General features: G+C 74.2%; 15 protein-coding genes. 11 read left to right on the top strand and 4 right to left on the bottom strand.

The window, feature by feature from the left end:
- Positions 1–54 precede the first annotated feature (54 nt).
- A complete protein-coding gene (locus GA0070214_RS04180) occupies positions 55–606 on the top strand; it encodes a DUF5872 domain-containing protein (protein ID WP_091259142.1) in 552 nt (183 codons plus the stop codon).
- Positions 607–1106: 500 nt separating this feature from the next.
- On the opposite strand, the gene GA0070214_RS04175 is transcribed toward GA0070214_RS04180, so the two are convergent.
- Positions 1107–2450: a glycoside hydrolase family 18 protein gene (locus GA0070214_RS04175; protein ID WP_091259140.1), complete on the bottom strand. Its 1344-nt coding sequence runs from the start codon at positions 2448–2450 to the stop codon at positions 1107–1109.
- Positions 2451–2712: 262 nt separating this feature from the next.
- On the opposite strand from GA0070214_RS04175, the gene abc-f reads away from it, so the two are divergent.
- From abc-f to GA0070214_RS04140, 7 genes are all read left to right on the top strand, one after another.
- Positions 2713–4350, top strand: a complete 1638-nt coding sequence (gene abc-f, locus GA0070214_RS04170; protein ID WP_091259138.1) for a ribosomal protection-like ABC-F family protein — start codon at positions 2713–2715, stop codon at positions 4348–4350.
- A gap of 233 nt (positions 4351–4583) precedes the next feature.
- Entirely contained in the window at positions 4584–6155 is a 1572-nt protein-coding gene (locus GA0070214_RS04165) for an ABC transporter substrate-binding protein (RefSeq protein ID WP_208602629.1), read from the top strand.
- A gap of 6 nt (positions 6156–6161) precedes the next feature.
- Positions 6162–7118 carry an ABC transporter permease gene (locus tag GA0070214_RS04160; RefSeq protein ID WP_091259133.1) on the top strand — a complete coding sequence of 319 codons (957 nt, stop codon included), beginning with the start codon at positions 6162–6164 and terminating at the stop codon, positions 7116–7118.
- Positions 7115–8005, top strand: a complete 891-nt coding sequence (locus GA0070214_RS04155; protein WP_091259131.1) for an ABC transporter permease — start codon at positions 7115–7117, stop codon at positions 8003–8005. The genes GA0070214_RS04160 and GA0070214_RS04155 overlap by 4 nt, the downstream gene beginning before the upstream one ends.
- Positions 8002–9054, top strand: a complete 1053-nt coding sequence (locus tag GA0070214_RS04150) for an ABC transporter ATP-binding protein (RefSeq protein WP_091259129.1) — start codon at positions 8002–8004, stop codon at positions 9052–9054. Before GA0070214_RS04155 ends, GA0070214_RS04150 begins: the two co-directional genes overlap by 4 nt.
- Entirely contained in the window at positions 9051–10052 is a 1002-nt protein-coding gene (locus tag GA0070214_RS04145) for an ABC transporter ATP-binding protein (RefSeq protein WP_091259127.1), read from the top strand. The genes GA0070214_RS04150 and GA0070214_RS04145 overlap by 4 nt, the downstream gene beginning before the upstream one ends.
- On the top strand, positions 10049–11836 hold the full coding sequence (locus GA0070214_RS04140; protein WP_091259125.1) for a gamma-glutamyltransferase family protein: 1788 nt from the start codon (positions 10049–10051) through the stop codon (positions 11834–11836). The genes GA0070214_RS04145 and GA0070214_RS04140 overlap by 4 nt, the downstream gene beginning before the upstream one ends.
- A gap of 3 nt (positions 11837–11839) precedes the next feature.
- Here the strand turns inward: GA0070214_RS04140 and GA0070214_RS04135 are convergent, their stop codons facing one another.
- Positions 11840–12520 (bottom strand): GntR family transcriptional regulator, encoded by a 681-nt coding sequence (locus GA0070214_RS04135; protein WP_167364187.1) that lies wholly within the window; start codon positions 12518–12520, stop codon positions 11840–11842.
- Positions 12521–12591: 71 nt separating this feature from the next.
- Here GA0070214_RS04135 and GA0070214_RS04130 point away from each other — a divergent pair, with 71 nt between their 5' ends.
- The gene (locus GA0070214_RS04130) at positions 12592–13308 is read left to right on the top strand and encodes a YoaK family protein (protein ID WP_091259121.1); all 717 of its coding nucleotides are present in this window, start codon (positions 12592–12594) and stop codon (positions 13306–13308) included.
- Between the two features lie 33 nt (positions 13309–13341).
- On the opposite strand, the gene GA0070214_RS04125 is transcribed toward GA0070214_RS04130, so the two are convergent.
- Positions 13342–17109 (bottom strand): CHAT domain-containing protein, encoded by a 3768-nt coding sequence (locus GA0070214_RS04125; RefSeq protein ID WP_091259119.1) that lies wholly within the window; start codon positions 17107–17109, stop codon positions 13342–13344.
- A 159-nt stretch (positions 17110–17268) separates the two neighbouring features.
- Here GA0070214_RS04125 and GA0070214_RS04120 point away from each other — a divergent pair, with 159 nt between their 5' ends.
- Both GA0070214_RS04120 and GA0070214_RS04115 read left to right on the top strand, forming a co-directional pair.
- Positions 17269–17649 carry a hypothetical protein gene (locus tag GA0070214_RS04120; RefSeq protein WP_091259116.1) on the top strand — a complete coding sequence of 127 codons (381 nt, stop codon included), beginning with the start codon at positions 17269–17271 and terminating at the stop codon, positions 17647–17649.
- Positions 17646–18584: a hypothetical protein gene (locus GA0070214_RS04115; RefSeq protein WP_091259114.1), complete on the top strand. Its 939-nt coding sequence runs from the start codon at positions 17646–17648 to the stop codon at positions 18582–18584. The genes GA0070214_RS04120 and GA0070214_RS04115 overlap by 4 nt, the downstream gene beginning before the upstream one ends.
- A gap of 4 nt (positions 18585–18588) precedes the next feature.
- On the opposite strand, the gene GA0070214_RS04110 is transcribed toward GA0070214_RS04115, so the two are convergent.
- Entirely contained in the window at positions 18589–19608 is a 1020-nt protein-coding gene (locus GA0070214_RS04110) for a tetratricopeptide repeat protein (protein ID WP_139141741.1), read from the bottom strand.
- Between the last annotated feature and the right edge of the window lie 74 nt (positions 19609–19682).

Below are 19682 nucleotides of genomic sequence, written 5' to 3'. Positions count from 1 at the left end.
CTCGACCGGCCCGGCCGGACGCATGTGCCCCGCCGTCCCGGGAATGTCTCCCGCATGGCCAGGTACACGAAGCCCGAACTCCGGGAGCAGCTCAAGGAGGAGATCCAGGCGTCCGACAAGGGCGGCCGGCCGGGGCAGTGGTCGGCGCGCAAGTCGCAACTGCTCACGAACGAGTACAAGAAGCGCGGTGGCGGCTTCGAGGGCCCCCGGGACCAGCGGCAGCGGTCGCTGCAGCGGTGGGGCGCCGAGGAGTGGCAGACCCGGTCCGGCTCCACGCGGGCGCGCCGGAACGGCGAGACGGCTCGCTACCTGCCGAAACGGGCGTGGCAGCAGCTTTCGGACGAGCAGAAGCGCGACACCGACACGAAGAAGCGGCAGGCGTCCCGGTCCGGGCGGCAGTTCGTGTCCAACACGGGGCCGGCGAAGCAGGCCCGCCGGGCGGCCAGTGCGGCCGGGCCGTTGTCGGACCTGCCGGTCACCGAGGCGATCAAGCTGGTCCGCGGCCTCGACGCGCGCCAGCTGCGGACCGCGCTGCGCCGTGAGCGCGACGGCAAGGCCCGCAAGACCCTCCTCCAGCGGCTGGAGTCGGAGCTGGCCCGGCGCTGACGAGCCGGCGGTCCGTCAGCCGTCGCGCCGGAGCCGCCCCGTCTCCGTTCCCCGGGCGTTCACGAGCACCAGCACGTCGCCGTCCAGCCCCGCCCGGGACGCCGCGGACAGCCACCCCGCCACCGGGATGTTCGCGCAGCCGATCAGCGTGCAGGGTCCGGCCGTGGCGAGCAGGGCGCCCTCCGCCCCGGAGACCCGCCGTCCACCCTGGCCGTTCGCTGAGGGTGCCCGCGCTCGTGGCCGGCGGGCCGGTGGGAGCGGCCACCTCCGGGCCGGCCGTCCCGGCGCAGCCGGTCAGCAGGGCGCCCACCGCCACGGCCGCCACCAGGTGTCTGCTGCGCCGCATCGTCCCGCCCCCTCCGCCGGCCCGATCGTTCCGCACGTCGGTTCTTGGACGAGGCGGCGGGACCGCCGGTTCCGCCGGCGGGACGGCCCTCGGGGCGCGCCGCCTCCGCCGCCGGCCGGGAGGGGCGGCCTGGCGGCGGAGGCGGCGAGCTGCGCTACGGCGTCGTGAGACCCAGGCTGATCGTCCTGGTCAGGGTGGCGTTGTCGTCGTCGCCGTCGAGCGACCAGACCATCGCCCCGGCCAGGCCGGCCCGCCGGATGTAGAGCGTCTTCTGGAGCACGACCAGCGGATCGTCGTACGTCCAGAGGGTCGTGCCGTCGAACAGCCAGGCGTGTCCGGCGCGCAGGTCGCGGTGGACGGTGAAGCCCTTGCCGGGCAGGGTCTTGAGCTGCTTGTAGTCCTCGGAGCCGGCCTCGAAGGTGGCCGGCGCGGGACCGGCCGCGGGCTGGAACAGCCCGTCGCCGCCCCCGGTCACGCCGGTCCAGCCGCGGCCGTAGTACGGGATGCCCAGGACCAGCTTCCCGCGCGGCGCGCCGCGGGCCAGCCAGCCGTCGATGGCCACCTCGGCGGAGAAGTCCGGGTCGTCCGGCGCCCCCGCCGGCACGCGCAGCGCCGACTGCTGGTTGGTCACCGCATCCCAGGAACCGTGGAAGTCGTAGCCCTGCACGGTGGCGAAGTCGAGGTACCGGAAGATCTTCCGGCCCTCGTACCCGGCGTCCATGGCGGCCGGGTTGGCCGGCAGGAACGCGGTCAGCGCGTAGTGCCGGTGGGCCTGCCGGCCGTAGGCGTCGAGCTGCCGGCGGAACTCGGCGAGCAGCTTGGTGAAGTTCTCCCGGTCCTCGGTGCGGATCACGTTGCCCGGTTCGCCGGGCCAGTTCGGCCACTCCCAGTCCAGGTCGATGCCGTCGAAGACGCCGGCGGCGGAGCCGGGGCCGCCGCTGCCGCCGTCCAGGACCGGCAGGTTGCCCTTGAGGTAGAGGTCGATGCAGGAGGCCACGAACGCCCGGCGGGACGCGTCGGTGCGGGCGGCGTCGGAGAAGTACGTCGACCAGCTCCAGCCGCCCAGCGAGATGAGCACCTTGAGGTCGGGGTGCTCGGCCTTGAGCTTGGCCAACTGGCCGAAGTTGCCGTTGAGCGGCTCCCCCCAGGCGTCGGCGACTCCGTCGACGCTCTCCTCGGCCGGGACGGGCCGCTGGTAGTCGGCCCAGGCGTCGCCCTCGCCGGGCCCGCCGTCCACGTAGCAGCGTCCGTCCTGGCTGACGTTGCCGAAGGCGTAGTTGACGTGGGTGAGGCGGCTGGCCGCCCCGGAGGTGTCGAGCTTCTTGACCGGGAAGGCCCGGCCGTAGATGCCCCACTGGGTGAAGTAGCCGACCCGGTGGTACCCGTCCCGGCGGGCCGAGTTGTCCGCCGCGCTCGCGGCGCTCGGTGGGGCGGCGGTGACCAGCAGGGTCGACAGTGCGACGAGGGCGGTGAGGCGGCGGTGGCGGAACGGTCGCATCGGCACTCCCACGGAGCCGGATTAGTTAAGAGACCTTTCTGATCGATGAAGCTAAGCCGGTCGTGATTCGCGGTCAAGTGCGCCCGGCGGAGTTGCTAGGCTGGTGGGTGCGCGCGCCGAGAGACCGCGTGCCGACTCGAAGGAGACAGACATGACGGGCGACGACGACATCTCCGGGTGATCCCGGCCCACCTCGTCGCATCCCCGTCTCGTCATCCGGGCGGCCGTGCCCTGCCCGGCTCACACCCCGAGGGTCTCTTCGATGTCCGACACCTGTGTCGTGTGCACCAACCTCTCCTTCTCCTGGCCGGACGACACCCCGGTCTTCCAGGACCTGTCCTTCACCGTGCCGCCCGGCCGCACCGGCCTGGTCGCGCCGAACGGCGCGGGCAAGACCACCCTGCTGCGGCTCATCGCCGGTGACCTCACCCCGACCGGCGGCGCCGTGACGGTGGACGGCGTGCTCGGGTACCTGCCGCAGAACCTGCCGCTGGCCGGCGACCTGACCGTGGCCCAGGTGCTGGGCGTCGACGCGGTGCTGCGGGCGCTGCACGCCATCGAGGCCGGCGACGCCGCCGAGGAGCACTTCACCACCGTGGGCGACGACTGGGACGTGGAGGAGCGCAGCCGCGCCGAACTCGACCGGCTCGGTCTGGGCGACGTCGCGCTCGACCGGCGGCTGGCCACCCTCAGCGGCGGTCAGGTGGTCTCCCTCGGCCTGGCCGCGCAACTGCTCCGCCGCCCCGACGTGCTGCTGCTCGACGAGCCGACGAACAACCTCGACCTCGACGCGCGGCAGCGCCTCTACACGGTGCTCCAGGAGTGGTCCGGCTGCCTGCTGCTGGTCAGCCACGACCGGGCCCTGCTGGACCGGATGGACCGCATCGCCGAACTGGACCGCGGGGAGCTGCGCCTGTTCGGCGGCAACTTCACCGCCTACGAGGAGGCCTCCCGGGCGGCCCGGGAGGCGGCCGAGCGCACCGTGCGCGGCGCCGAGCAGGAGGTGAAGCGGGAGAAGCGGGAGATGCAGCAGGCCCGGGAGCGGGCCGAACGGCGGGCCGGCAACGCGGCGCGCAACCTCGACAGTGCCGGCCTGGCCCGGATCGTCGCGGGCGGGCTCAAGCGCAGCGCCCAGGAGTCGGCCGGCCGGTCCCGGCAGCTGCACGCCAACCGGGTGAGCGAGGCCCAGTCCCGGCTCGACGAGGCCAGCCGGGCGCTGCGCGAGGACCAGACCCTGACCCTCGACCTGCCGGAGACCACGGTCCCCGCCGGACGGACGGTCGTGGCGGGGGAGCGGATGCAGGTCCACCACGACGGCCGGGCCGTCTTCGCCACGGCCGGGGTGGACCTGACCATCCGGGGCCCCGAGCGGATCGCCCTGACCGGCCCCAACGGCGCCGGCAAGTCCACGCTGCTGCGGCTGCTGCAGGGGGACCTCGACGCCGACGGCGGCGAGGTGCGCCGGGGCGAGGGCCGGGTCGCGTACCTGTCGCAGCGGCTGGACCTGCTCGACCCGGAGCGCACCGTGGCGGAGAACTTCGCCGCCTACGCGCCGGACCGGCCGCAGGCCGAGCGGATGAACCTGCTGGCCCGGTTCCTCTTCCGCGGTGCGCGGGCGCACCTGCCGGTCGGCGTGCTGTCCGGCGGCGAGCGGCTGCGGGCCACCCTCGCCTGTGTCCTGTACGCGCAGCCGGCCCCGCACCTGCTGCTGCTGGACGAGCCGACGAACAACCTCGACCTGGTCAGCGCGGGGCAGTTGGAGAACGCCCTGAGCGCGTACCGCGGAGCGTTCGTGGTGGTGAGCCACGACGAGCGGTTCCTCGCCGAGATCGGCGTCCAGCGGTGGCTCCGCCTGGACGGCGGCCTGCTCCGCGAGGTGCCCGCGCCCGACCCCGCGTGAGGCTGACCGTTCCCTGACGTCCACTTTGTCCCCGAGAACCTGCTCGGGTCGACGGCATCGAAGGAGGTATTGCGCCAGCCTTCGTATACAACATACGCTCCCCGAGTCGCCGACCCGAGGAGCTACCAATGACGTACCTCTCCTTCAGCGGAACGAGCCCCCGAAGGCGCCGCCTGCTCCGGGCAGCGGTGGCGGCGGTCGCTGTCGCCTGCACCGTCGCAGCCTGTTCACCGGTGTCGGACAGCGGGGACGACAGCAAGACCGACGAGAACCAGGCGGCAGGTCAGGACTCCTTCGGTACGCCGGCGGACCCCGCCGCGGTGAAGAACGGCGGCAAGCTGGTCATCGCCCTCTCCGCGGAGCCCGACGCGCTGGACCCGACCCTGTCGCGCAGCCTCTACTCGCGCTACGTCTTCCAGGCGATCTGCCAGAAGCTCTACGACGTGGACGAGAAGGCGCAGGTCGTGCCGCAGCTGGCAACCGCCCTCCCCACCACCAACAGCGACGGTAGGACGGTCACCATCCCGCTGCGCCAGGGCGCGCGCTTCGCCGACGGAACGCCGTTCGACTCCGCCGCGGTCAAGACCACTCTGCAACGGCACCTCACCAACGCGCGGTCCGGACGCAAGAGTGAGCTCGGCCCGGTCGAGAGCGTCGACACGCCCGACGCGCAGACCGTCGTCGTCCACCTGAAGCAGCCGTTCGCGCCGCTGGTCGGGGCGCTGGCCGACCGGGCCGGCATGATCATGAGCCCGAAGGCGCTGCAGAGCCTGGGCGACAACTTCGCCTCGGCGCCGGTCTGCGTCGGGCCCTTCAAGTTCGCCAAGCGGGTGCCGCAGAACTCCATCGACGTCGTCAAGGACCCGAACTTCTACGACGCCGACAAGGTCCACCTCGACGCCATCTCGTGGCACATCCTCAGCGACGCGAGCATCCGTGCCGCCAACCTGCGCTCCGGCGACGCCCAGGTCGCCGACAGCATCTCCACCCAGGACGTCGCCGCGCTGCGCTCGGACGCCTCGGTCGCCGTCCTGCAGTCCCAGTCTCTGGGATACCAGGGGCTCACGTTCAACATCGGCAACGTCGACGGCGTCGGCGCCACGCCGAAGCCCATCAACCGCCCCATCGCCCAGAACGCCAAGATCCGGCAGGCCTTCGAGTACGCGATCGACCGGAAGGCACTGGTCCAGGCCGTCTTCAACGGGATCCACGCCGTCGCCTGCTCGCCGGTCTCGCCCGCGAGCCCGTTCTCGTCCCCGGAAGCGCAGGCGTGCCCGGCGCACGATCCGGCCAAGGCCAAGCAGCTGCTGGCCGAAGCGGGCGTGCAGACTCCGTACCCGGTGACGATGCTCGCGTCGAACACGCCCGACACGCTGCGCCTCGCGCAGGCGCTGCAGGCCATGGTCAAGGACGGCGGATTCGACCTCAAGATCAACCCGGTGGAGTACTCCTCGCTCCTCGACGAGCAGGACCGCGGCAACTTCGAACTCCTGCAGCTGGGCTGGAGCGGGCGGATCGACCCGGACGCCAACATCACGAACTTCGTCGGCAGCGGCGGAAGCCAGAACGTCGCCGGTTACAGCAACCCGCAGCTCGACGCCGTACTGACCCAGGCCCGCCAGTCGAACGACGTCGAGGAGCGCAAGAAGCTGTACGGGCAGGCGGTGACGATCCTCCAGCAGGACGACGCGCTGATCTACCTCTACCGGCAGCGGAACCTGACCGCCGTCTCCACGAAGATCCAGGGCCTGCAGGTCTTCCCGGACGGCGTGCTCCGCGCGGCGTTCGCCGGCTTCACCAAGTAGCCGCTCATGGCCCGGTATCTGCTCACGCGCGCCTGGCACTCAGCGCTGACGCTGCTGTTGTCGACGGTCGTGGTGTTCCTCGGGGTGCGGGCGCTCCCCGGGGACCCGGCGCTCGCCCTGGCCGGGGAGGACCGGTCCCCGGAGGCGCTGGAGGCCATCCGGCACCACTACGGCCTGGACCAACCGCTGCCGCTGCAGTTCGCGCAGTACGTGGAACGCGTGGCGCAGGGCGACTTCGGCGAGTCCATCCGCACCGGGGTGCCGGTCTCGTCCATGCTCACCACCGCCCTGCCCGTGACGGTCGAGCTCGCCCTCCTGGCGATCCTCATCGCCGCGGCGCTGGGCGTCGGCGCCGGGGTGCTCGCGGCAGTGCGCCGCGGGCACCCGGCGGAGTGGCTGGCCAACGGACTGGCCCTGGTGGGCCTGTCGGTGCCGCACTTCTGGCTCGGACTGCTCGCGATCCTCTACCTCTCCGTGGCGACGGGACTCTTCCCGGCCTCCGGATTCGTGCCGCTGCTGGAGGACCCGGTGGACAACCTGCACCACATCGTCCTGCCGGCGGTGATCCTCGGCACGGGCCTCGCCGCCATCATCATGCGGCAGACCCGTTCCGCCATGCTGGACTCGCTCTCCTCCGACCACGTCCGTACGGCGAAGGCGAAGGGCCTGCGGCCCCGCGCCGTCATCACCCGGCACGCGCTGCGCAACAGCCTCATCGTGGTGGTGACGATCGTGGGCCTCCAGCTCGGTGGGCTGATCTCGGGAGCGGTCGTCACCGAGCAGATCTTCGGACTTCCGGGCTTCGGCAAGATGACCATCGACGCGGTGTTCCAGCGCGACTACCCGGTCATCCAGGCGGTCGTCCTGCTCACCGCGACGGCGTACATCGTGATCAATCTGCTGGTGGACCTGCTCTACTCGGTCATCGACCCACGCATCCGAGTGACGGGGGACCCGGCATGACCGTCCTCACCGTGCCGCCGGCGGACGTGGCCGGCACCCCGGGCATCAGCCGGCGCAGCCGGGTCCTCAGACGACTGAGGCGGAACCCGCTCGCCGTCGTGAGCTTCGTCGTGCTCGCGCTCGTGGCGGTCGCCGCTCTGCTGTCGCCCTGGATCGCCCCCTACTCGGTGGACCAGCCCGACTTCGCCCACACCTTCGGGCCCCCGGGCACCCCCGGCCACGTGCTGGGGACCGACGACCTGGGCCGCGACGTCCTGTCCCGCATCATGCTGGGGGCACGGGCCTCCCTGCAGGTGGCACTCCTCGCGGTGGCCACCTCCCTGGTCGTCGGCGTGCCGCTCGGACTGGCGGCCGGCTACTTCCGGGCCTGGGACGCCGTGATCTCACGCTTCACCGACCTGCTGCTCGCGTTCCCGTTTCTGATCATGGCCGTGGGGCTGGCCGCCATCCGGGGCGCCAGCCTCGCCAACGCCGCCGTGGCCATCGGCATCGCGCAGATCCCGGGCGTGATCCGCGTGGTGCGCTCGGACACCCTGCGGCTCAAGTCGCTGGACTTCGTCGCCGCCGCGGTGGTGGACGGCGCGAGCGACCTGTGGGTGCTCTCGCGGCACGTCCTGCCCAACGCGACGTCGGTGATCCTGGTGCAGGCCACGGTGGCGATCCCGGCCGCGATCCTGGGCGAGGCGGTGCTCTCGTTCCTGGGCCTCGGCATTCAGCCCCCGGCCCCCAGCCTCGGCACCATGCTCGCCACCGCGCAGCAGTTCGCCGCCCGCGCGCCGTGGGCGGCGGTCCTGCCCGGTCTCGTGATCATGGGCCTGGCGTTGGCGTTCAACGTCTTCGGCGACGCCCTCCGGGACGCCCTCGACCCGAAGGGAGACCGGCGATGACCACTGTCGAACGGGCGGACACCGCATCCTCCGCGGTCGGCACACCCGTCCTGGCGGTACGCGACCTCTCCGTCTCGTTCACCACCGAGGGCGGAACCGTCTCGGCGGTCGACCGGGTGAGTCTCGAGCTGGCCCCCGGTGAGATCGTCGGGATGGTGGGCGAGTCCGGTTGCGGCAAGAGCGTCACGGCGATGAGCATCGCGGGCCTGCTGCCCGACAGCGCCCGGATCTCCGGCTCGGTGCGGCTGGAGGGAACCGAGCTGGTCGGCACCCGCGAGCCGGTGCTCCGCCGGGTGCGCGGCAAGGAGATCGCCTACATCTTCCAGGAACCGATGACGTCGTTGAACCCGGTGCTCACCGTCGGGCGACAGATCGGCGAGGTCCTGCGGGTGCACGAGCGGATGTCCCGCCGGGCCGCCCGGGCCCGCGCCGTGGAGCTGCTGTCGCTGGTCGGGATCCCGTCCGCCGGGAAGCGGGTCGACAACTACCCGCACCAGCTCTCCGGGGGCATGCGCCAGCGCGTGATGATCGCGATGGCGGTGGCCTGCGGCCCGAAGGTGCTCGTGGCCGACGAACCCACCACCGCCCTGGACGTCACGGTCCAGGCGGGCATCCTCCAGGTGCTCCGGGACCTGCGGGACCGGCTCGGCACGGCGATCCTCATCATCACCCACGATCTCGGCGTGATCGCCGACATCGCGGACCGCGTCGTCGTCATGTACGCCGGGCGGGTGGTGGAGCGGGCACCGGTCACCGACCTGTTCGCGCATCCCCACCACCGGTACACGGCCGGACTCCTGTCGGCGTCACCCACCCCCGGCGTGCACGCCGGCACCCAGCGGCTGCAGGAGATCCCCGGCCTCGTGCCGGTCCTGTCGACCCAACCCGACGCCTGCACCTTCGCCGACCGCTGCCCGGCCGCCGACGCGACGTGCCGGGAATCCGCCCCGCCGCTGGCGGCGGTCGGGGCGGCGGTGACACATCACCTCGCGGCCTGTTGGCATCCCTGCCCGGCACCTCGGACGGAGTCCCCGGAGGCGACCCCATGACGCCGCAACCGAACGCCCTCGAACTCGAGGACCTCGTGATGCACTTCGGCCCGGTCCGAGCCGTGGACGGGGTGTCCCTCACGATCCCCAGGGGCCGCGTCACGGCGCTGGTGGGGGAGAGCGGCTCGGGGAAGTCGACCGTGGGCCGCTGCGTGGTGCGGCTCGAGAAGCCCACGGCCGGCGCGGTCAGGATCGCGGGGACGGATGTCACCCACCTGTCCCGCCGACAGCTGCGCCGGCACCGCAGCGACGTCTCGATCGTCTTCCAGGACCCCGCCGGCTCGCTGGACCCGCGCATGCTGGTGGGCGAGATCGTGGCCGAGCCGTTGCGGCTGTCCGGTCGGCGGATGTCCCGGCGCGACCGGGAGGCCCGCATCGCCACGGAACTCGGCAAGGTGGGCCTGCGAGCCGAGGTGGCGCGTCGCTATCCGCACGAGCTCTCCGGAGGGCAACGCCAGCGGGTGAGCATCGCCCGGGCGCTGATCTCCGGGCCCAAGCTGCTCATCGCGGACGAACCCACGAGCGCGCTCGACGTGTCCGTGCAGGCGTCGGTGCTCAACCTCCTCGCCGACCTGCAGCGGGACATCGGGTTCGCCTGCCTCTTCATCACCCACGACCTGTCCGCGGTCGAGTACCTGGCGGACGACATCGCCGTCATGTACCTCGGCCAGCTCGTGGAGAAGGGGTCGCGCGAGCAGATCTTCACGCGCCCGGCCCACCCCTACACGCAGGCGCTGCTGGCGGCCGCGCCGGTGGCCGACCCGATCCGCCAACGGCAGCGTCAACCGGTCCTGCTCGGCGACGACCTGCCGTCCGCGCTGGACCCGCCGTCCGGCTGCCGCTTCCGCACCCGGTGCCCGCTCGCGTTCGACCGGTGCGCGGCGGAGGTGCCGGCGCAGGTGGCGGTCGGCGGCGGCATGGCCGCATGCCACCTGGTCCAGCCCGACGGAACACGGCCCGACGTCCGGGCCGCCGGCACAAGTGAGGTGTTGTCATGACGTTCACCACCAGGCCGACCCTGCAGGGGACCTTCGGGATGGTCTCCTCGACGCACTGGCTCGCGAGCCAGGCGGCCATGGGCATCCTCGAACGCGGTGGGAACGCCTTCGACGCCGCGACCACCGCCGGGTTCGTCCTGCACGTCGTCGAACCACACCTCAACGGGCCGGGCGGTGAGGTGCCCGCCATCGTGGCGACCGCACAGGACCGGAGCCCGAAGGTGCTCTGCGGGCAGGGGCCGGCACCCGCGGGCGCGACCATCGCGCACTTCCGGTCCCTCGGGATGGAACTCATCCCCGGATCCGGCCCGCTCGCGGCGGCCGTGCCCGGCGCCGTGGACGCCTGGCTCCTCCTGCTGCGGGACCACGGCACGCTCCCTCTCGAGGAGGTGCTGGCGCCGGCGATCGGATACGCCGGAGCCGGCCACCCGCTGGTCGGCAGGGTCGGTGACACGGTGGCCGCGGTGCGGTCGCTGTTCGAGGAACACTGGCACACCTCCGCGCAGCTCTGGTTGCGCGACGGCAGGCCGCCGGCGGCGGGCGACCTGTTCACCAACCCGGCGTACGCGCGGACCCTGCAGAAACTCGTCGACGCCGGTCGGGCCGCCGGCTCCGACCGTGAGGCGCAGATCGAGGCCGCGCGCCGCGCCTGGAGCGAGGGTTTCGTCGCCGAGGCGATCGACCGGTTCAGCCGGCAGCCGTTCCAGGACTCCAGCGGACGACCCCATGCCGGCCTGGTCACCGGCGCGGACATGGCCGCCTACACGGCGACCTGGGAGGAGCCGGTCACCCTCGACTGGCACGGCTACTCGGTGGCGAAGACCGGTTTCTGGGGCCAGGGCCCGGTGCTGCTGGAGACCCTGTCGGTCCTCGACGCGCTCGACGACCCCGGGGTGTACGACCCGTCGACCGCCGCCGGCATCCACGCCCAGGCCGAGGCGCTCAAACTCGCCTTCGCCGACCGGGAGGCCTGGTACGGCGACGGCGACGTGCCCGCGAAGGCGCTCCTTTCCCGGGAGTACGCGCGGGAGCGGGCGGGTCTCATCGGTGGACGGGCGTCGGCGGAGCTGCGACCCGGCCGCCCCGACGGTGCGGAACCCCGTCTCCCCGCCTACGTGCGACGCAGTGCCGGGCGCCGTGCCGACCTCGCGGATCCCACGACGGGCGAGCCGACGGTCAAGTCGGACGGGGTGACGCGTGGCGACACCTGTCACGTCGACGTGGTCGACCGCTGGGGCAACATGATCTCCGCGACGCCGAGCGGTGGCTGGCTGCAGAGCTCGCCCACCGTTCCGGAGCTCGGTTTCCCCCTCGGCAGCCGGCTCCAGATGTTCTGGCTGGAGGAGGGCCTCGCCTCGTCGCTGGCCCCGGGACGGCGGCCGCGTACCACGTTGAGCCCGACGATGGTGCACCGCGACGGGGAGCCCGTCCTGGCGTTCGGCACTCCCGGTGGCGACCAGCAGGACCAGTGGCAGCTGCTGTTCCTGTTGCGCCACCTCGTCGGCGGCCGGTCGCTGCAGGAGGCCATCGACGCGCCGGCGTGGCACACGGTCAGCCTGCCGGCGTCGTTCTACCCGCGCGACATCGAACCCGGCGTCCTCGTGGTGGAGGACCGGCTCGACGAGGATGTGCTGGCGGCACTGCGGGCGTACGGCCACGAGGTGCGGCTGTCCGGCTCGTGGACCCTCGGCCGTCTCTGCGCGGTGACCCGCGACCCGGCAACGGGCCTGCTCGCGGCCGGAGCCAACCCGCGTGGCATGCAGGGCTACGCCTGCGGCCGGTGAATGTCAGCGGGGGCGGTACCCGCCCTCGGCGTTCTCGTACGCGGCGGCGGAGGCGGCGTCGAGGTGGGCCAGTGCGGCTCGCTCGGCCCGCTCGCCGTCACCCGACTCGATGGCGTCGACCAGCTGGATGTGTTCGGCCCACGAGTGTGGTGCCCGTTCCGCCGCGCCCAGCCGGAAGACCCACTGCACGTGGAGGTACAGCGCCTTGGCGATCGACGACAGCCAGGGGTTTCCGCTGATCTCGAGGATCCGCAGGTGGAGGACACTGTTCAGCTCGGCGACCCGGCGCAGGTCCTGCTGCTCCGTCGCCGCGTGGCCCTGGTCGAGCAGTGCCCGCAGGGCGGCCACGTCGGCCGCCGTCGCCCGCTCGGCCGCCAGCCGGGCGGCCAGCGACTCCAGGCGCTGGCGGACGGCGAACATGTCCGCGAGGGCCTCGCTGCTCGGCGAGGCGACCACCGCACCGCGGCGGGGCAGGATCACCACGAAACCCTCCGCCTCCGCGACGCGCAGCGCCTCCCGGACGGGGTTACGGGAGACGCCGAAGTCCTCGGCCAGCCGGTCCTCGGTCAGCCGCTCCCCAGGAAGGTAGTCGCCGTCGATGATGGCGGTCCGTAGTGCGGCGAGGACCTGGTCGCGTAGCGGCAGGTGTTGAGCGCCGAGTTTGCCCCGCAGGTCTTCAGCCAATCTGATCGCCTTCCCGTGAACCAGCTCCGACGAAGCGTATACGAAGAACAATTTGCGAAGGATAGCCGACAGTGCTGAGAACACTTCCGAACGTCGTACGTTTTCGCGTCGCGGCGAAGGGCGACCAGGACCTCCTCCGACGCAGGCACGCCCTCGTCGTCGTCCTCACCTTCCTGACCGGGAGCGCCGACGCCGTCGGCTTCCTCGCCCTCGGCGGAGCGTTCTCGAGCGTCATGACGGGCAACATGGTCCTGCTCGGGCTCTCGGCGGGCAGCGGCCATGCCGAACTCGCCGTGACCTCGGGCTGCGCCATCGTCAGTTTCATCGCCGGCGTCCTCGCCGGCGCCCGCCTCGTCGGCTCGGCGCAACCGGACGACCCGGTCTGGCCGCGCCGGGTCACGCGGGCGCTCGTCCTGGAACTCCTGGTGTTCCTCGTCTTTCTCGTCGTCTGGGAGGTCAACCCGCCCAGTCGTTCACCGCACGTCGGTCTCGGGCTCCTGATGCTGTCGGCAGCGGCGCTGGGCGTGCAGAGCAGCGCCATCCAACGGTTCGGCGTACCCGGCCTCTCCTCGACCTACCTGACCGGCACCCTGACGAGTCTGATCGCCGGTGTCGCCGCGCGGAGCCCGTGGCACACCCTGCGGCCCAAGGCGCACGTCCTGCTGGCCCTGATGAGCGGCGCCGGCGTCGGCGCCCTGACGGCCATCCACCTGACCGCATGGTCGCCGGTGCTGTTGCTCGTGCCACTCGTGCTCGTCATCGCCGTGTCCGCGCGGATGGCGGAATAGCCGCACGGCGGGCCGCTCACCCGTGTCGGGGGCTCACAGCGGCCGGTTCAGTCCGACGTGGAGGTGACCGGCCCACCGCGTCGGCGTCGCCGGGAACTCGTCGCGGACGGCCCGTACCGTCTCGGTGAGCACCCGGGCCGCCGCCGCGGTGTCCGGCGGGCGGGTCCCGCCGTCGGTCAGCGCGGCGTAGAACGCCGCGGCGACCCGCGCGCTGTCCGGGGTCCGCCAGGTCGTGCCGATCACCCCCCGGAAGCCCGCGAGCTGGAACGCCGCGGCCAGGTGCAGCGGTTCGTCGGTCAACCGCGGGTGCGTCGCGGCGGAGCCGCACGCGGACAGGAACGCCAGTTCGGCCCGCTCCAGGTGGTAGGCGCCCACCATGTGCGGGCTGAGCGAGCGCCCGCCGCCGATGCGCAGCCCGCCGGTCAGCATCGAGGCGATGCGCGTGTCGGCCTCGGCGTGGCAGGCGAAGTGCGCGATCGGGTGCTCCCGGAGCGCGTCCTCGACCGCGTCCGGCGCCACCTCGGTCCCCGCCAGCACGGTGGAGCCCGGCATGAACCGGGCGACCTGCTCGACCTCGGCGCGTACCTGGGACAGCGCCGGCAGGTCCCGCGCGGTCGGCACGCCCACGACGGCGGCCGTGGCGGCCGTCGGCCGCGGCGGCCGGTCGGCCCCCGCGTGGGCCAGGGCCGTGAGCGTCGGCGTCCAGGACGACACGGCGCGGTCGAGGACGGTGTCCCGGCCGCCCGGCTCGCGGTGGTGACCGGCCGCGTGCAGCGGGAGGCGGGCCAGCGCGCCGACCGGGCACCACCAGATCCGCGGCGGCGGCTCGTCCGCCGGGGCCAGCACGTCGAGCACCGGCCCGGCGACGGCGTCCCACAGCCAGGCCAGGATGCCGTGCAGGTCCTCCTGGGCGGCGGCGCGCCGGTCGAACGGCACCGTCGGGTCGGTCGCGTCGGCCACCGCCGCGTACCAGCGCACGACGTGCCGCTGCACCGTGGCCGCGCGCAGGTCGGGCAGCCGCACCGGCCGCACGGGCCGCTCGGGGTCCGCCGGGACGAGCAGCGCGTCGCCCCGGTCGCCGTGCGCGGTGACGACGGCGACCGGCATCCCGGCCAGGCGGCGGCGCAGCAGCGGCATCGACGGCGGCCGGAGGAAGTCGGTGAACCCCGGTAGCCGCCGGATCCGCTCGACAACGCGGTCCCGTTCGGCGGCGAGCTGCCGGGTCTGGGCGAGCCAGACCGGTCGGGGATCCCAGTCCCGGGTGGAGCTGGCCAGGACCTCACCGGAGTCCGTCCGGCGTTCCACCTGGACGGTGAACTTCCGGACCTGCGTGTAGGCGTCCGCCTCGGCCAGCTTCCGGTCGATCCGGTCGAGTTCCGCGGCGAGCCGGGCGTCGACGGCGCGCAGCTCCACCCGGCCACCGCGGATACCCAGCGCCTCGTGGAACAGCAGGCCCCGGCCGCGTTCCAGGAGTTCGACCGCCCCGTCGGCGTCGCCCGCCGCGATCGCCGCGGCGGCCGCCTCGGTCGCCACCCCGCCCAGCGCGCCGACCGCGCCGAGCCGGCGGTGCCCGGACGACGACCGGTCGACCGAGGCCGGGAGCTGCCGCACGGCCCGCTCCAGGGCGGCCAGCCGGGCCGCGGGATCGCCGGCCTCCCGGGCCAGCTCGGCCTGCTGGCGTTCCGCGTCGATCGCGTTCGCCGGCTCCACCCCGGGCGACGCGGCGATGGCGGCGTACGTCGCGATGGCCTCGCTCCGCGCCGCTTCGGCGTCCGGGCCGCCCGCCCGGGCCAGCGTGGCCGCGGCCCGGGCGAGCAGCCGGGCCCGCAGCGGCCACCAGTGGTGCCCGGTCGGGGTCTGCGCCACCGCCTCGCGGGCCAGCCGCACGGCGTCGGCCAGCACATCGAGGTCACCGCCCAGCAGATACCGCTGGTAGCGGGTGTCCGCGATCGAGCTGCCGATCCGGGGGTGGTCCGGGTGCCCCGGCGGCAGCAGGGCGAGCGCGGCACGGAAGGTGTCCTCGGCCGCCAGCAGGCCGGCCTCGTCGGCCCGGCGCACCGACAGGAGAGCCAGGCTGCTCGCCTGGTTGTGCAGGAAACCGACCCGGCGGGAGTCGCCGGCGGGCAGCGCCTCGACGGCACGGCGACTGGTCTCCACCGCCTCGGCGAGCAGCGTGTCGTCGGGCGCCAGCACGACCCGGCGGGACAGCATCCCGGCGAGCTTCATGAGCCGCAGCGGGTACGCCTGGTGCCGCGCGGGCGTCTGCTCCAGCGCCTCCCGCTGGTGGCGCAGCGCCTCGTCCAGCAGTTCCGGGTCGTCGGCCAGCCAACCGGCGTCGGCCAGGGTGCTGGCCAGGACCACGAGCTGCTGCGGGCGTGCGTCCGGCTGCTCGTCGGCGAGGTTTAGCGCCGCGCGCGCCGCGGAGACGGCGACCTCGACCAGGTGCTCGACCTGCCCGTGCACCCCCGCCTGGGTGGCGGCGCCCGCCAGCAGGTTGAGCGCCTCCCGCCGCAGCGGGTGCCCCGGCTCGGCGACGTCCAGGGCCAGTTGCGCCCAGGACGCCGCCCGCGCCGCGCCCTCCAGTTCGCCGCCGTGCTCCCAGCGGGCCAGCTCCGCCTCGCCGAGCAGGAGCAGGGCCCGCGCCCGCCCCGGATGGAAGCCCGGCACCGCGGCGGCCAGCACGGCGGCCGACTCGTACCGCTCCGCCAGGGCCGGCGGTGTGGCGTCCACCGCGACCCGTCCGGCCAGTTCCTCGGCCCGCCGCAGCAGCCGGTCGAGCACGGCCGGCTGGTCGGACGCGGTCACGATCGTGCCGGCCGGATCCGCGCCGAGCTCCTGGACCAGCAGGTTGACGACGGTGTTCAGCCGCTCGAGGGCCGGTGCCGCCGCCGGGTGGTCGGGTGGCATGGTGAGGACCGCGTCGCGCCAGGCGGCCGTCGCCTCGAGCAGGAGCGCCACCGACCCCTGCTCCGGGACGTCGTGCAGCCGGCACAGCGCCGCGCCGAGCCACGTCGCCACCCGCGGGTCGATGGGGTGTCGTCCCCAGGCGAGCTGCGCGGCCCGGCGGTAGTCGCCGACGGCCAGCACCAGGGCCCGCGGCCCGGCGCCCCGGTCGAAGTAGAGCTCGAACAGGCGGCCGCGGCGGACCAGCCGCTGCAGCCGGTGGGGGTCCCGCGCCGAGGTGGCGGCCACGGCCTGCGACACGGCGTCCAGGGCCTCGTCGTAGGTCCGGCCGTCGCCGCCGTCCTCGGCGAGGGCCGTCAGCGCCTCGGCGAGGTCGGTCAGTAGCGCGGCGCGGAGCCGGTCCGCCGCCTCGTCGCGCTCGCGGCCCAGGTAGGGCAACCACTCCCGGTAGAGCGTGACGAGCATCCGCAGGGCCTTCCCGGAACCCGCCCGGTGCCGCTCCCGGAGCGCCGCGATCCGGTCGGCCTGCTGCTGGCTGAGCAGGACCTCGGACAGCCGTGGCGCATCGGGTCGGCCGGCCTCCGGCTGCTCGTCGCGGATCAGCTCCGGCACCGCGTCCGGGTCGTCGCGGCACCCCTGCCGGAACAGCGTGACGGCTGCCGCACGTTCCCGCAGGCCGTCCAGCCCGGGCCGGTCGAGGTAGCGGTACCAGTGCAGCCGGGCCAGTGCGCGCGCCGCCGCCCGGCCGGCGCTCCGGTCGCCGGCCGCCGCGGCGAGCAGGTGCGCGTCCGCCCACAGCTCCGGTCCCGTGAGGACGGACGGGTCACCGGTGCGCTCGTACTCCTCGGTCACCGCCGTGACGCGCCGGACCGCGGCGGTGGTGGTCCGTCTCGACATCGCCACTCGACCCCCGTGTCGGCCTGCGATCTCCACCGCCCATCCTGCCCGCCCCGGCCGTTCGGCGGAAGCGGCGCGTGACCCACCCTTGGGGACGGTCGCCGGGCGCCCCGGTCGATAGGGTGGCAGTGGAAGCCAACCGGTGCCCGGGGAGCCGCCTTGGAACTCGTCGCGGAACGCGTCGGCCGGCTGTGCCGTCAGGCCGACGGTGAGCAGGTGCGCCGGCATGCCGAGCGCTACGGCGTCGCCGACGTGCTCGACCGGATCGCCGAGGCCGTGGCCCAGGGCCGGCTGGACCACCACCTGGAGGAGGACCTCGACCGGCTCGACGACGCCTTCGCCCGGCACGGCGTCGACGGGCTGACCACCGGCGTACGCGGCTTCGAGCCCTGGCTCGGCGGGGGCGGGCATCCCACGGTCGTCGCCTGGGGCTGCCCGAGCCCGCTGCCGTGCCCCCGGGCGGTGCCCGAAGGCGACGGTGACCGGCCGGTGTGCGGGCTGACCGGTACGCCGTTCGGGCAGCGCCGGATCGTGTTGTGAACGCCTTCCTCGCCGAGCTGGGCAAGCAACTGGTGACCCGCTGGACGGCGGCACTGCTGCTGCCGGGCGCCCTGTTCGCCGCCGCGGTGGTCCTGGCCCGGGTCCTCGGCCAGCGGCACGCCGTCGACCAGCGGGCCCTGGCGGCCTGGTGGGAGGGGCTGGCCGTCGGGCCGGCCGGCGGATCGGGAGCGGGCCTGCTGATCGGCGCGGCCGCGTTCCTGCTCGGCGCGGCGGCGGCCGGGCTCGTCGCGCAGTCGGTGGGCGTGCTCGTCTCCTGGACGTGGAGCCTGGCCGGGTCCGGGCCGGTGCTGGGCCGGCTCGCCGCCGGGCGGCGCCGCCGGTGGGAGCGGGCCGACGCCGCCGTGCGGGCCGCCGAACGCGCGCTGCTCGCGGACCCCGGCGACCCCGCGCTGCGCGACCGGACGCGCCGGGCCATCGCCCGCCGGGCGGCCGTCTGCCTCGTGGAGCCGGCGCGGCCCACCTGGGTGGGCGACCGGCTGCACGCGACCGACGTCCGGGTGCACCGCGGCTACGGGCTCGACCTGGCGAGCGGGTGGCCGCGGCTGTGGTTGCTGCTGCCCGACGAGGCGCGGGGCGAGCTGGCGGCCGCGCAGGAGCGGTGCGGGGCGGCGGCCCGGCTGGTCGGTTGGGGCCTGCTGTACGCCGCCCTCGGGGCGTTGTGGTGGCCGGCCCTCGTGGTCGGCCTCGTGGCGTTGCCCACCGCGCGCTACCGCGCCCGCCTGGCCGTCGCGGTCTACGCCGACCTGGCCGAGGCCGCCGTCGACCTCTACGGCCGGGAACTGGCCCTCCAGCTCGGACTGCCCTGTCCGGATCGGCTCACCCGCGAGATCGGCGAGCAGATCACGGCCATCGTCCGCAAGGACGACGTGGTGCCGCGCGCCCGCCGGGCGGAGCCCTCGTCGCCCCGGCCCTGACCGGTCACGGCCGCCAGGTCGGGTTGTGCAGGATGGCCAGGTTCTGGCGGGCGGTGACCGCCAGGCTGTCGTCGTGGGCCGGCAGCGCGTCGAGCACCTCCCAGTAGAGGGCGATGGCCCGCCGCCGGTAGCCGGCCAGCGCCAGCGTGGCGGCCAGGTTGTTGCGCCGGCCGACCGTCTGCCGGCTCTGCCGCCCGTGCCGGCGCTCGCTGTGCCGGATGTTCTGCTCGTGCAGCTCGACGGCCTGCGCGTACTGGCCGGCCTGCTGGTAGCCGACCGCCAGGTTGTTGCGGATGACGAGGGTCAGGTCGCCGTCGGCGCCCTGACCGTGCTCGGCGGCGGTCAGCACCTCCCGCAGCACGTCCAGCCCGTCGTCGACCTGACCGGCGGCCAGGTAGGCCTGGCCGAGCTCGTTGCGGACGGCGAGGGTGCCGTCGTCGAGCGGACCGAACGCCGCGGCCGCCCCGGCGGCAAGGGGTTCGAGCAGGGCGACGGCCTCGGCGAACCGGCCACAGTGGCGGTGGTCCTCGGCCAGGCTGAGCCGGTAGGCCAGGGTGTTGCGGTCGGGCACCCCCTCCCGCCCGACGCCGGCGGCCCGCCAGATGTCGAGGGACATCCGGACCACGTCGGCCGGACCGCGCGCCTGACGGGGCGGCGGCGGGGGCGTGGCGGGCAGCGGCGCGGGCGGACCCGCCTCGTCGGCCGCCCACGCGGCGAGCCGTTCCCGCAGCTCCGGCGCCGGCGTGCCCGGAACGTGCAGCCGGCAGACCCCCTCGTCCAGGTGCAGGTCGAGGTGCGCGCCGCCGGAGCGCAGGCCGGAACCGGCGAGCGCCATGGAGAGGAGGCTCGGGGTGCGGATGTCCAGCCCGCGCAGGGTGGGCCAGGGCAGGCGCAGGAACCGCCGGAACGGCCGGCGCAGGTCGATGCCGGAGCGGTCGAGGACGGCCGTCAGCCCCGTCGTCTCGCCGGTGCCACGCGGATGCCCGCCGAGGAAGGTCACGTGCGGTAACGCGAGGGATGACACCGGGTCATCCTTCCATCCGGCGCGGGTCCGCGCAGCCCCGGAACCGCGGCTGCGCGAACCCGCGCAAGGACCGC

This window comes from Micromonospora chaiyaphumensis (genome assembly GCF_900091435.1).
In the GTDB taxonomy this organism is placed as follows: domain Bacteria; phylum Actinomycetota; class Actinomycetes; order Mycobacteriales; family Micromonosporaceae; genus Micromonospora; species Micromonospora chaiyaphumensis.
The sequence above is the reverse complement of the archived record's forward strand: the minus strand, read 5'-3'. Positions and strand labels throughout refer to the sequence as shown.